Origin of the sequence: Cryobacterium adonitolivorans (assembly GCF_004402695.1) — a bacterium.
Taxonomy (GTDB): domain Bacteria; phylum Actinomycetota; class Actinomycetes; order Actinomycetales; family Microbacteriaceae; genus Cryobacterium; species Cryobacterium adonitolivorans.
On sequence record NZ_SOFL01000039.1, the window covers coordinates 1 to 12,978 of the forward strand.

Genomic DNA, 12,978 nt, shown 5'->3' on the forward strand with positions numbered 1-12,978 from the left:
ATCGACCCCGAGACCGCCCGCCGGATCGCGGGAACGGCCACCAGCTGGACCCGCATCCTCACCCACCCCGAGACCGGCTGCCGGCTCAGCATGGGCCGCGTCACCCACGCACCGCCGGCCGACATGCGCCGGTACCTACAGGCCCGCGACCAAACCTGCCAAGGGATCGGCTGCAACCGGCGCGCGAGCTTGAGCGAGATCGACCACACCCGGGCCTGGAACACCGGCGGCCCCACCGACGTCGACAACCTCGTGCACCTGTGCAAGAGCTGCCACCGCCTGAAACACCAATCCAGCTTCACAACCAGCCAGGGCCCCGGCGGCGCCCTGACCTGGACCACCCCCGCCGGCAAGACCTACACCTCAGCCCCCACCAACACCGACCCAGCCAGCTATGACCCCACCAGCAACGACCCCACCAGCTACGACAACCGACCAACCAACCCCATCGACCCGGCAGCGTCGCCAGTACCACCGGCGCAGAGACCGGCACCGGCACCATCGCCGGTCAGGCCTTCGGCGTCCGCGACGGTTCCACTTGATCCGGAGCCGGTGCGAACCCACCCCGCGTCCGAGGATCCGCCGCCGTTCTGAGCCGGGTATCCCGGCTAGGGTCGAAGCAGAGCCCGGCACCGGGGGGACGGCGCCGGAGTTCTGCGTCGCAGAGGAGCAACCATGGTGCGCACACCCCCGCCCGTGGTCGTCGGTGTCACGTCGGGCCAGCCGGATGCCGTGGTCCTCGCCGCGTCGGAATTCGCCGCCCAGTTCGGCGCCGAGTTGATCTGCGCGTCGGTGGACCCGAGCCGCTACATGCTCGAGGAGCTGCCAGACGGCAGCATGACGTCGGCCTCATTCGACCCGGACGTGTTAGAGCAGGCGGCCGCCGAGTTCGACCCGGGCCTCCGCGCCCAGATCGAACGGGTGTTGCACGGTCGCAGTGTCGCCTGGTCGACGCGGGCCCTCGCCGGCGAGCCCGCCAGGGCGCTCGGCCATCTCGCCGGCACTGTGCGGGCCATGATGATCGTCGTCGGGTCCCGCGAACCCACCGTGCGGCATACACTGCGGTCGTTCTTCACCGGATCGGTGGCCGTGCGCCTGGCTCACGGCCAGCAACGCCCGGTGATCACCATCCCGCTCAACCCGATTCCGTTCGGCACCGAACTGCCCTGGGACGAGGAGTGAGTTCCGACGGGCTCAACCCCGTGCCGAGAGCGCCTCACCCTGTGGGCTGAGGCAGACACTCACCCCGCAGGCGGATGCGGCCACGGCCCAACCTCTCTAGCGTTGAAGATACGCAACGAAAGGGCAGACATGCTCGAGATCAGGGCCATCAACAAGCACTACGGCACCCACCAGGTGCTCACCGATGTGAGCTTCAGTGTCGGCGCGGGCCGCATGACCGGCTTCGTCGGTGCCAACGGCGCCGGCAAGACCACATCGATGCGCATCATTCTGGGCGTGCTCTCACCGGACTCCGGCAGCGTGCTGCTCGACGGTGTACCGCTCACTGCCGGTGACCGGCGCCGGTTCGGCTACATGCCCGAGGAACGCGGCCTCTACCCGAAGATGAAGGTGGCCGAACAGCTGGTCTACCTGGCCAGGCTGCACGGCGTGAGCACCAGCGCCGCCAAGCGCAACGCCAGCGACCTGCTCGAGCGACTCGGCCTCGGCGAGCGCGCCAACGATCACGTTGAGGCCCTGTCGCTGGGCAACCAGCAGCGCGCCCAGATCGCCGCAGCGCTCGTGCACGACCCGGAATTCCTGGTACTCGACGAGCCGTTCTCCGGCCTCGACCCCATCGCCGTCGAGGTGGTGCTCACGGTGCTCAAGGAGCGCGCCGCCGCCGGCGCCCCCGTGCTGTTCTCTTCGCATCAGCTCGACCTCGTCGAACGGCTCTGCGACGACCTCGTGATCATCGCCGCCGGCGAAATCCGCGCCAACGGGTCCCGCGAACGCCTGCGCGAGCAGTTCAGCACCCCCAGGTTCGAGATCCACACGGCTGCCGACGCCGGCTGGATCCGCGGCGTCGCCGGGATCACCGTGATCGACTTCGACGGCGGCGAAGCCGTTTTCGAGGCCGACTCCGACGCCGCCAGCCAGCAGGTACTCCGCGAGGCCCTCACCCGCGGCGCCGTGCACTCCTTCGGCCACCTCCGGCCCTCCCTCTCCACCATCTTCAAGGAGGTCGTGCGATGAGCACTGAAATCAAGCCGGGCCGGGTCACCGAACCCCACCAGGGTGCCGGAACCCGCACCACGCACCCGGCGCCCAACTTCTGGGCCAGCGTCTGGTTGGTCTCCACGCGGGAGATCATCTCGCGCTTGCGCAGCAAGGCCTTCCTCATCTCCACCGGCATCCTGCTGCTGATCGCGGTCGGCTCCGTCGTCGCCGGCGGCATCATGAGCGCCAACCCGTCCACCACCTCGGTGGCCGTGGTCGGCACGGCCGGCGCCGTGGTCGGCGAGTCCGCCGGTCTCACCACGGTCTCCGCCGACGACGTCGCGGCCGCAGAGGCCCTCGTGCGCGACGGCACCGTCGAAGCCGCAGTGGTGCCGGATGACTCCCGGCTCGGGGTCAGCGTGATCGCCCTGGATTCACCGCCGAGCGCGGTCATGAACGCGCTCAGCGTCTCACCCTCCGTCGAGTTGCTCGAACCGGCCGAACAGGGCGGATTCCTCGTCTACATCGTGGCGCTCGGCTTCGGCCTGGTGTTCTTCATGTCGGCGCTGACCTTCGGTTCCACCATCGCGCAGAGCGTCGTCGAGGAGAAGCAGACCCGGGTCGTTGAGATCCTGATGTCCGCCATCCCGGTGCGTGCCCTGCTGGCGGGCAAGGTGGTGGGCAACTCGATCATGGCGTTGGGCCAGATCGTGGTCATCGCCCTGCTGGTGGGCATCGGCATGGCGGTCACCGGCCAACGGGTGCTGCTGGCCGACCTGGGGCCGGCCATCGGCTGGTTCGCGGTGTTCTTCGCGTTCGGCTTCGTGATGATCGCTGCCCTCTTCGCCGCGACGGCGTCGATGGTGTCCCGGCAGGAAGACGTGGGCTCGACCACCGCACCGGTGACGTACCTGGTGATGATCCCCTACTTCCTGGTGATCTTCTTCAACGACAACCCGCTCGTGATGGCCATCATGTCCTACGTTCCATTCTCCGCCCCGGTCGGGATGCCCGTGCGCATCTTCCTGGGCTCGGCCGAGTGGTGGGAGCCGGTGCTGGCGCTGGTCATCCTCGCCGTGACCACGGCCGGGGTGATCGTCCTGGGCTCGCGCATCTACCGCAACTCACTGCTGCGGATGGGCGGCCGCGTCACCATCAAGCAGGCCCTGCGCGGCTGATCGGCGCGCACGAGCAAATCCGGTCCTGACCCGGGGTGCAGACACATTATCCGTGCGGCACCCCGGGGTAGACGCACAGATTCGCTGCCGGGGTTTACGCCAAGATGGAGGGGTGACCTCCCTCCATGACCTGCTCTCGCGCGGATTCGCGTCCGACAACTATTCCGGCATTCACCCGGAGATTCTCGACGCCATCGTGCGGGCCAACGGCGCCCACCAGATCGCCTACGGCGACGACGTCTACACCGCCGAATTGCAGCGTGTTTTCACGCGGCATTTCGGCGAGGGCGTGGAGGCGTTCCCGGTGTTCAACGGCACCGGCGCCAACGTCACCGGGCTGCAGTCGATGCTGCCGCGCTGGGGTGCGGTGATCTGCGCGAGCACCGCGCACATCCACACCGACGAGGGCGGCGCCCCCGAGCGGGTCGGCGGGCTCAAGCTGCTGCCAATCGAGACGCCGGACGGCAAGCTCACCCCCGCCCTGATCGACCAGGAAGCCTGGGGCTGGGGCGACGAGCACCGCGCGCAGCCGCTCGTCGTGTCGATCACCCAGACCACCGAGCTCGGCACCCTGTACACGCCGGCCGAGGTGCGCGCCATCGCCGACCACGCGCACGCCAACGGCATGCTGCTGCACATGGACGGCGCCCGCATCTCCAACGCCGCGGCCGCCCTCGGGGTGCCGTTCCGGGAGTTCACCAGCGACGCCGGCGTCGATGTGCTCAGCTTCGGTGGCACCAAGAACGGCATGATGCTCGGCGAGTGCATCGTGGTGCTCAACCCGCACAGCTCCACCGGCCTGAAGTACCTGCGCAAACTGAACATGCAGCTGTCCTCGAAAATGCGCTTCATCTCGGCCCAGCTGATCGCCCTGCTCGAGGGCGACCTGTGGCTGCGCAACGCCGATCACGCCAATGCCATGGCCGCACGCCTGCGCGGCGCGCTCGAAGAGGGCCTGGCGGATGGCTCGGTGGCCGGGCTCTCGTTCAGCCAGCCCACTCAGGCCAACGCGATCTTCGCCGTGCTGCCGGCCGGTGTGGCCGACAAGGTGCGCGAGTTTTACAGGTTCTACGACTGGAACCCGGCCACCGGCGAGGTGCGCTGGATGTGCGGCTTCGACACCACCCCCGACGACGTCGATGATTTCGTCGCCGCCCTGAAAAAGGAACTGGTCAGCGCATGAACGTCTTCCTGAACAAGCCCTGGTTGAGCTCCTACGCTGCGGGCGTGCCCAACACGATCGAGGATCCCACCGAGACCCTCATCGACATGATCGAAGGCTCCACCCGGCGGTTCGGCGCCTCGGTGGCGCTGGACTTCTTCGGTGGCACCATGACCTACGCGCAGCTGGGCGATGAGATCTCCCGGGTCGCCAACGGCCTGCGCCGGCTCGGCGTCAAGCCCGGCGACAGGGTGGCGCTCGTGCTGCCGAACTGCCCGCAGCACATCGTCGCGTTCTACGCCGTGCTGCGCCTCGGCGCGATCGTGGTGGAGCACAACCCGCTCTACACCGAACGTGAACTGCGCCACCAGTTCGAGGACCACGGCGCCAGCGTCGCCATCGTCTGGGACAAGGTCTACTCCATGGTGCGCGGCTTCCCCCGCGACATGGGTCTACACACGGTCGTGGCCGTGGACGTCACCCGGTCGATGCCGCTCGCCACCCGGCTGGCGCTGCGCCTGCCGATCCCCAAGTCCCGCACCGCCCGCGCCGCCCTCACCGTGGCCCAGCCGCTCAAGGACGCCATCGAGTGGAGCGCCCTGGTGGGTTCCCGCCGGCTGCGCACAGCGCATCCTCGCCCGCTGCTCGGCGACACCGCCGTGCTGCAGTACACCAGCGGCACCACCGGTTCGCCCAAGGGCGCGATCCTCACCCACTTCAACCTGCAGGCGAATGCGCAGCAAAGCGAGGCCTGGGTGCCCGGCCTCGAGCGCGGCAACGAGGTCTTCTACGGCGTGCTGCCGATGTTCCACGCCTATGGCCTCACCCTCTGTCTCACCGTCGCCATGTCGATCGGCGCCCGTCTGGTGCTGTTCCCCAAGTTCGACGAGGGGCTGGTGCTGAACGCCGTCAAGCGCACCCCGCCCACCTTCCTTCCCGCGGTTCCGCCGATCTACGACCGCCTGGTGAAGGCCGCCGCCAAGAAGAACATCAGCCTGCGCGGCACGAAGTACGCCATTTCGGGTGCGATGAGCCTGCCCCTGACAACGGTCGAACTGTGGGAGTCCGCCACCGGCGGCCTGCTGGTGGAGGGCTACGGCATGACCGAATGTTCCCCCATCGCCGTGGGCAACCCGATGGGCCCGAGCCGGCGCCCGGGCACCGTCGGGGTGCCGTTCCCCAGCACCGAGATCCGGGTGGTCGACCCCGAGGACCCCGCCGTCGACCGCGGATTCGACGAGGAGGGCGAGCTGCTGATCCGTGGCCCGCAGGTCTTCTCCGGCTACTGGGACCGCCCCACCGAGACCGCCCAGACACTGTTGCCGGATGGTTGGCTGCGCACCGGGGACATCGTCACGGTGTCGTCGGACGGCTTCGTCACCATCGTGGACCGCATCAAGGAATTGATCATCACCGGCGGGTTCAACGTGTCCCCCTCCGAGGTGGAGGCGGCCCTGCTGTCGCATCCCGACGTCGCCGATGCCGCCGTTGTGGGACTCAAGAGCGCGCACGGCGGCGAGGATGTCGTCGCCGCGGTGGTGCTCATCGCCGGCGCCACCCTCGACGTGGCCGGCCTCCGGGAGTACTGCCGCACCCGCATCTCCGCCTACAAGGTGCCCCGCAACATCGTCGAGGTCGACGATCTGCCCCGCTCGCTGATCGGCAAGGTCCTGCGCCGCACCGTGCGCGACAACCTCGAAGCGTCGACGGAGCGCACCGCCTGACCCGCAGCATCCGAGAACCGCGCCGAATATGCGGATGCATGGAATAACTGGGCCCACACCGCGTTGACCCACACTGGGACGATGAGGCCCCGCGCCAATTGAAAGACACGCACGAGAGAAAGCCGGGCATCATGACCCTCATTACCGACACCCACAGCCGCGCCGCCGACACGACGGCGCCGATCCTCCCGGCGATGGCCGCGCGCTGGAGCCCTCGCGGCTTCGACCCGACCGCCGTCATCGACGAGGACACCCTCATCACGGTGCTCGAGGCCGCCCGGTGGGCGCCGTCCGGCAACAACAACCAGCCGGCCCGGTTCATCGTCGCCCGCCGCGGTTCCGAGAGCTTCCGCATGATCCACGCGAACTTGAAGGGCTTCAACCAGGCCTGGGCCGACAAGGCGTCGGTGCTGATCCTCAACATCGCCGAGGGTGACAACCCCTGGGCGCAGTACGACCTCGGCCAGGCCGTCGCGCACCTCACCATCCAGGCGCAGCACGAGGGCCTGTTCACCCACCAGCTCGGCGGCATCGACCGCAAGGCGCTGGCGGATGCGTTCCGCCTCAAGGACAACCAGGACGCCGTCACCGTGACCGTGCTCGGTGTGCTCGGTGACGCCGAGGCTCTCAGCCCGGAGCTGCTCGCGCGCGAGATCGCGCCGCGCACCCGCAAGACGCTCACCGAGATCCTGCTGGTGAACGACTAAGCCCCCCTCTGAAGACAGAACGCCCCTCCGCTCGCAGAGCAGAGGGGCGTTCTTCATGAGCGCGTCCTTCCTAAGCGGCGCGGGCTACGGTCGCAGCAGCACCTTGATGGCCCGGCGCTCGTCCATCGCGGCGTAGGCCAACGCCACTTCGGACAGCGGCAGCTGCAGGTCGAAGACCCGGCCGGGGTCGATCTCCCCGGCGAGGACCTCGGGCAGCAGCTCTTCCACGTAGGCGCGCACGGATGCGACTCCGCCGTTCACACCCACGTTGCGGCCGAACAAGGCCTTGATCGGCAGCTCGGCGCCGCCGTTGGGCACGCCGACGTAGCCGACCATGCCGCCGGGCCGGGTCGAGCGGATCGCCTGGTCCATCGATTCCTCGGTGCCGACGCACTCGAGCACGCAGTCGGCGCCGACGCCGTCGAACATCTCATGGATGCGGTCGACGCCCGCGTCGCCGCGCTCCTCGACGATGTCGGTGGCCCCGAATTCGCGGGCGACGGCCTGCCGGTCGGCATGCCGCGACATGGCGACGATGCGGGAGGCGCCGAGGCGCTTGGCGGCGATGATCGCGCAGAGGCCCACGGCCCCGTCGCCGACCACGACGACGGTGCTGCCGGAGGTGACGCCGGCCGAGACGGCGGCGTGGTGGCCGGTGCCCATCACGTCGGCCAGGGTGAGCAGGCCCGGAATCTGGGCATCCGTGGGCGCCGCGGGGGTGGCGACGAGCGAACCGTCGGCGTGCGGAACCCGCACGCGTTCGCCCTGGGCTCCGTCGGCGAAGCCGCCGAGCTTGTCGTCGGAGCCCCACCAGCCGCCGTTGAGGCAGGAGGTGCTGACGCCGTTCAGACAGTTGACGCAGGTGTTGTCGCAGTCGTAGAACGGGGCGATGACGAAATCGCCGACCTTGATGGTGGTGACGTCTGGGCCGATCTCGTCGACGATGCCGACGAACTCATGGCCGATCCGGTGCGGCTCGTCGATGGGGGTCACGCCGCGGTACGGCCAGAGGTCGGACCCGCAGACGCAGGCCGCCACCACCCGCACGATAGCGTCACCGCCGGTGGAGAGGACTGGGTCGGGAACTTCATCGAGTCGGACATCCCGCTCGCCGTAAATAACTGTTGCACGCATCCGAAAAGCCTAACCCTCAGCCTGCGAGCCGTGAGTTTTGCCCCGAAAAACTCCGAACTCTGGTGCTTAACTCACAGCTCGCGGGAGGAGGTGGGGGCGGGTTCGAGGACCACGACGGCCGTTTCGGCGGGGCGGCGGCGGGCGAACCCGTCGAGGTCCTTGTCCACCGACCGCCAGCGGTCCCACAGCCTGGATCGCTCCGCTCCGCTGGCGGCGTGCGCGATGACGTCGCGAGACCCGTCGGCGAGTTGGACCCGACAGCCCGGGTGCGCCTGAAGGTTCAGCCACCACGCGGGCTCTGCCTCGCCCCAGCCGTTCATCGCCAGGGTCACCAGGTTCGGGCCGTCCTCCAGATAGCCCACGATCACTGACCGGTCCTGGCCGCTGCGGCGCCCGGTCGTGGTCAACCGCAGCGCACCCCACCGCTGGGGCCGCGCGCGCCACAGACCACGACCACCGGTCACCCGGAACAGGGCCCTGTGCACCTTCCAGGCCAGCACGACAAACCAGCGCGGCGGTAGCCGCGGGGTCCGCTCGGTCGTTCCGTTGCCGCGGCTGGGGGTCGTCATGGCGATCGCTTCCTCTCGCTCGGTCAGAACCGGATCTGTTCAGCGCGACTGTACAACCGTTCCGCTCGCACGCCGACGCTGGCCTCTCCCCCGGCCGCTTCCCCGGGCGCTTCCGAAAAAAGTCGCCGTGCGTCATCCGGGTTCCCTCAGCCCCCGCTCCATTACTAGGGTCGACAAGCATCCAGTGCCTGCCAGACCCGAAAGTACCCCGATGACGCCATCACGTTTCGACGAGATCACTCGCAACGAGCTCAGCCGCGCGAGCAGCCGCAAGTGGAGCCTGCACCCTGGCACCATCGGCGCGTGGGTGGCCGAGATGGACTTCGGCACGGCGCCAGCGGTATCCGCCGCCCTGCACCGTGCCGTCGCCGCCGGTGAACTGGGCTATGTCGCCCCCACCACCACGCGGATGATGGCCGAGGCGACCGCAGACTGGCTCCTGAACGATTCCGGCTGGGTCGTGCCACCGGAGAACATCCACCCGGTGTCCGACGTCATGTCGGCCTTCGACGTCACCGTGCGCCGGTTCTCGCCGGCCGAAAGCGGGGTCATCATCCCCACCCCGTCGTACATGCCGTTCCTGAGCTTCACTCCCACCCTGGGGCGGAAAATCTTCGAGGTCCCCGGCCACACCGTTGACGGACGATGGAGTCACGACCTGGCCGCGATCGATGCGGCCTTCCACGCCGGCGCCCGCACCCTCGTGCTCTGCAACCCGCACAATCCCACCGGCGTGGCCCTGACCCTGGCCGAACTGGAGGCCATCGCCGAGGTCGTCGAGCGGCACAACGGCCGGGTCTTCGCCGACGAGATCCATGCGCCGCTGCGCTACGGCGGCACCCGGCACATCCCGTACGCGTCGATCTCCCGCGAAACGGCCCGGCACACCATCACGGCCACCTCGGCCTCCAAAGCCTGGAACTTGCCCGGACTCAAGACCGCGCAGTTCATCACTTCCAACCCGGCCGACGAAGAGGTCTACCAGGTCTACGGATTCAGCGTCGTGCACGGAGCGTCCACCCCGGGGGTCATCGCCGCCACCGCCGCATACGCCGACGGCCGCGAGTGGCTGGCCGAGGTGATCGACTACCTCGACGGCAACCGCACGGCCCTGCGGGACCTGCTCGCCGAGCATCTGCCTGAGGTGCGGTACTCGATGCCGGACGCCACCTACATCGCCTGGCTGGACTGTTCGGCGCTGGGCATCGAGGGGTCCATCGCCGATTTCTTCCGCACCGAGGCCGGTGTGACGCTCACCGACGGGGCCCTGTGCGGCACCGGGTACGCCAACCACGCCCGCCTGATCTTCGCCATGCCCCGACCCATCCTCGAACAGGCCGTGCGGCAGATGGCCGCCGCCGTGCACCGACTGAAAGTGACACTGTGACCCTCGACGCCGCCTCAGACTGTATGTCCCAGCCCGAGTACGACTGGGAGGGCTACGCCTTCGACACCCGCCAGGTGCACGCCGGCGAGTACGACGACCTCACCAGCGGCGCCCGCATTTCTCCCATCAACATGACCGCGGGCTTCCGGTTCGACTCATTCACGGATGCCAAGGCCCGCTTCGCCGGCGAGGCCGACGGTCTCATCTACTCCCGGCAGCGCAACCCGTCCGGCGGTGTGGCGGAGCGGCGGATCGCCTCGCTCGAGGGCGGCACCGAGGCCATTGTCGTGGCTTCCGGCCAGGCCGCGATCACCGCCGCGCTGCTGTCGATTGCGCAGTCCGGCGACCACATCGTCTCCACGGCGAGCATCTACAGCGGCACCCGCATCCTCTTCGGGCGCAGCTTCGCCCGGTTCGGGGTCACGGTCGACTACGTCTGGGACGAATTCGACGACGAAGAATGGGACCGCGTCATCCGGCCGAACACCACGGCCATCTTCAGCGAGACCATCCCCAACCCCAAGAACGACATCGTCGACATCGGCCGGGTCGCCGCGGTCGCGAAACGGCACGGCATCCCGTTCGTCGTCGACAACACGATCGCGTCGCCGTTCCTGATCCGGCCGTTCGAGCACGGCGCCGACATCGTCGTGCACTCGTCGACCAAGTTCCTCAGCGGACACGGCGCGGCGATCTCCGGCACCATCGTCGACGGCGGCAGCTTCGACTGGGCCGCCGCCGACCGGTCGTACCCGCTGATCACGCAGTCCGCGGCGGGCCTGCCGTCCATCGCCGAGAAGTTCGGTCGCACGGCCTACGCGCGGGCGACGCGCGAGGCCGTCGTCAACGACATCGGCCCGGCGCTGAGCCCGTTCAACTCATTCCTGCTGCACCAGGGCATCGAGACGCTGTCGCTGCGGATGGAAAGACACCTGTCGAACTCGCTGGCCATCGCGGCCTGGCTGGCCGAGCATCCGGGCGTCGAGAGCGTCGACTATGCAGGCCTGCCGGGCAATCCGGCCTACGGCCTCGCCCAGCGGCTCTATGGCGGCCGGAGCGGCTCGGTGTTCTCCTTCACCGTGCGCGGCGGCGAGGCCGGGGCGGGGCGGTTCCTCGATCGTCTGCGGGTGATCAGCCACATGACCAACATCGGCGACACCCGGTCGATGGCGTTGCACCCCGCCACGTCGACCCACGCCTCGTTCAGCCAGGAGTTGCGCGACCGCCTGGGCATCGCCCCCGGCCTCATCCGCCTCTCCGTCGGAATCGAGGACGTGACTGACCTCATCGCCGACCTGGACCACGCGCTCAGCTGACGAGCGGTATCCGCACCGTGAATGTGGTGCCCTCGCCCAGCACGCTGGAGACCTCCACGGTGCCCTGGTGGGCGTGCACGACCGCCCGGACGATCGCCAGGCCCAGCCCCATGCCGGGGATGGCCAGTTCGGTGGAGCTGCGGGCGCGGAAGAACCTGTCGAACACCTGGCGCTGATCCTCGGCGCTGAGCCCGATGCCGTCGTCGGAGACCCGCAGCACCGCAGCCGTGTCGTCGTGGTCGACGCTGAGCGTGACCGAACCCTGCGGCCGGGAGAACTTGATGGCGTTGGTGAGCAGATTGTCGATGACATGCTCGATGGCCACCGGGTCGACCCGCGCGAGCACCACGGCCTCGTCACGGGCGCTGATGGTGACGCCGGCGCTCTGCGCCCGCGGTCGGGCGGTGTCCAGGCTCGAGCGCAGAATTCGGCCGAGGTCGGAGTCGACCCGGTGAAGCAGCGGCTGGCCATCGGTGGCACTGAGCAGTTGCGCGATCACCGAGAGCAGACGTTCGGCGTTACGCTCGATCACGCTGACCTCCATGGTGATGCCCAGTTCCTCGGCGTCGATCAGGCCCAGGTAGCCGATGATCGAGGTGAGCGGGGTGCGCAGCTCGTGCGACACCGTGGCGAGAAAGTCGTCGCGCACGGCTATGGCCTCCACCAGCGGGGTGACGTCGGTGGCCACCACAACCGTGCCCAGCGGATATCCGGATTCGCGTTCGACCACCCCGGAGGACGCGATAATGGCGCTCTGGTCGTCGTCACCGCCGACCCAGTACACCCGCCCGGCGACGAGGTCTCCGCGCATGGCCCTGGCGGCGATCTGATCGTCGAGGGCGACCAGGGTGGTGCGGTCCTCGTCGAAGACCAGGGAGGCATCCCGGCCGTAGGATCCGGTGGCCGAGTCGGTGCGCACGGCGAGGGCGCGGGCGGCGGCGTTGCTCAGTATCACCTCGCCCTGTGGGTTGTAGAGCTCGATGCCGGCGTCCACGGTCTCCATCACGGCTTCGAAGGTGGCTTGCCGGTCCGTTGCCTCGAGCAGGGCGGTGCGCAGCGCGCCGGACACGGCCACCAGTTCGCGCTGTTGGGCCCGGAGGGCGTTGGCGGCGATGCGGGCGGTGATGGCGATGAACGCGGTGATGGTGGGCAGGAGCAGCACCGATCCCCACCCGACGGCGTCGGTGGGCCAGCGGCCGGCCAGCACCAGGGGAAACCCACTCACGAACACCGCCCCGACCAGCGCGAGGCCGAGCGCCCACCACGCGAAGCCGTAGGCCAGCCACAGCACGGGCAACACGATGAGCATCCCCACGGCCGGGAAGATCTCCCGCACCCCGTCACGGAGGAGCGCGACCACCACGACGTCGAGCAGCGGAACGATGACCAACCACTGGTGCCCGAACCACGGCCAGGGCACGAGCAGGCCCGCCAGGGTGGCGATGACAACCAGGCCCAACCCCACCTGGAAGCCGGTCTCGAGGAGGGCCTCCGGCGCCCCGGCCAGCACGAAGCCCAGGAGCACCGCCACACCCGCCAGGAACGGCACCTGGGTCAACGGGAACTCGCGGATACTCGGTGGCCGAACCGTCGGCACGGGCAGACCCGGCAGCTGCGTCACTCGACGATCCTCACGTTCAG

The 12,978-nt window shown here is 68.9% G+C and carries 12 protein-coding genes; 9 read left to right on the forward strand and 3 right to left on the reverse strand.

The features are described 5' to 3' along the window. The 7 genes from E3O42_RS12095 to E3O42_RS12125 all read left to right on the forward strand — a co-directional run. The coding region (locus tag E3O42_RS12095) for an HNH endonuclease signature motif containing protein (protein WP_134454181.1) at positions 1 to 594 on the forward strand (594 nt) is incomplete at its 5' end. Between the two features lie 81 nt (positions 595 to 675). Beyond that, positions 676 to 1,182 (forward strand): universal stress protein, encoded by a 507-nt coding sequence (locus tag E3O42_RS12100; RefSeq protein WP_134454182.1) that lies wholly within the window; start codon positions 676 to 678, stop codon positions 1,180 to 1,182. A 129-nt stretch (positions 1,183 to 1,311) separates the two neighbouring features. Next, the gene (locus tag E3O42_RS12105; RefSeq protein ID WP_134454183.1) at positions 1,312 to 2,196 is read left to right on the forward strand and encodes an ABC transporter ATP-binding protein; all 885 of its coding nucleotides are present in this window, start codon (positions 1,312 to 1,314) and stop codon (positions 2,194 to 2,196) included. Then, positions 2,193 to 3,338: an ABC transporter permease gene (locus E3O42_RS12110; RefSeq protein WP_134454184.1), complete on the forward strand. Its 1,146-nt coding sequence runs from the start codon at positions 2,193 to 2,195 to the stop codon at positions 3,336 to 3,338. The genes E3O42_RS12105 and E3O42_RS12110 overlap by 4 nt, the downstream gene beginning before the upstream one ends. A gap of 112 nt (positions 3,339 to 3,450) precedes the next feature. Next, positions 3,451 to 4,521 (forward strand): threonine aldolase family protein, encoded by a 1,071-nt coding sequence (locus E3O42_RS12115; protein ID WP_134454185.1) that lies wholly within the window; start codon positions 3,451 to 3,453, stop codon positions 4,519 to 4,521. Further along, the gene (locus tag E3O42_RS12120) at positions 4,518 to 6,224 is read left to right on the forward strand and encodes a long-chain-fatty-acid--CoA ligase (protein WP_134454186.1); all 1,707 of its coding nucleotides are present in this window, start codon (positions 4,518 to 4,520) and stop codon (positions 6,222 to 6,224) included. The genes E3O42_RS12115 and E3O42_RS12120 overlap by 4 nt, the downstream gene beginning before the upstream one ends. 131 nt (positions 6,225 to 6,355) lie before the next feature. Next, complete coding sequence (locus tag E3O42_RS12125) at positions 6,356 to 6,931, forward strand: nitroreductase family protein (RefSeq protein WP_134454187.1); 576 nt, start codon at positions 6,356 to 6,358, stop codon at positions 6,929 to 6,931. An 84-nt stretch (positions 6,932 to 7,015) separates the two neighbouring features. Here E3O42_RS12125 and E3O42_RS12130 read toward each other — a convergent pair whose 3' ends face one another. Together E3O42_RS12130 and E3O42_RS12135 are read right to left on the reverse strand one after the other, a co-directional pair. Then, on the reverse strand, positions 7,016 to 8,065 hold the full coding sequence (locus tag E3O42_RS12130) for a zinc-dependent alcohol dehydrogenase family protein (RefSeq protein WP_134454188.1): 1,050 nt from the start codon (positions 8,063 to 8,065) through the stop codon (positions 7,016 to 7,018). A gap of 71 nt (positions 8,066 to 8,136) precedes the next feature. Next, positions 8,137 to 8,634, reverse strand: a complete 498-nt coding sequence (locus E3O42_RS12135) for a nitroreductase/quinone reductase family protein (protein WP_134454189.1) — start codon at positions 8,632 to 8,634, stop codon at positions 8,137 to 8,139. Positions 8,635 to 8,845: 211 nt separating this feature from the next. On the opposite strand from E3O42_RS12135, the gene E3O42_RS12140 reads away from it, so the two are divergent. Then, complete coding sequence (locus E3O42_RS12140; RefSeq protein ID WP_134454190.1) at positions 8,846 to 10,021, forward strand: MalY/PatB family protein; 1,176 nt, start codon at positions 8,846 to 8,848, stop codon at positions 10,019 to 10,021. Between the two features lie 23 nt (positions 10,022 to 10,044). Continuing rightward, complete coding sequence (locus E3O42_RS12145; RefSeq protein WP_134454207.1) at positions 10,045 to 11,337, forward strand: O-acetylhomoserine aminocarboxypropyltransferase/cysteine synthase family protein; 1,293 nt, start codon at positions 10,045 to 10,047, stop codon at positions 11,335 to 11,337. Here the strand turns inward: E3O42_RS12145 and E3O42_RS12150 are convergent. Further along, positions 11,330 to 12,958, reverse strand: a complete 1,629-nt coding sequence (locus E3O42_RS12150; protein ID WP_134454191.1) for a sensor histidine kinase — start codon at positions 12,956 to 12,958, stop codon at positions 11,330 to 11,332. The genes E3O42_RS12145 and E3O42_RS12150 overlap by 8 nt on opposite strands. Positions 12,959 to 12,978 lie beyond the last annotated feature (20 nt).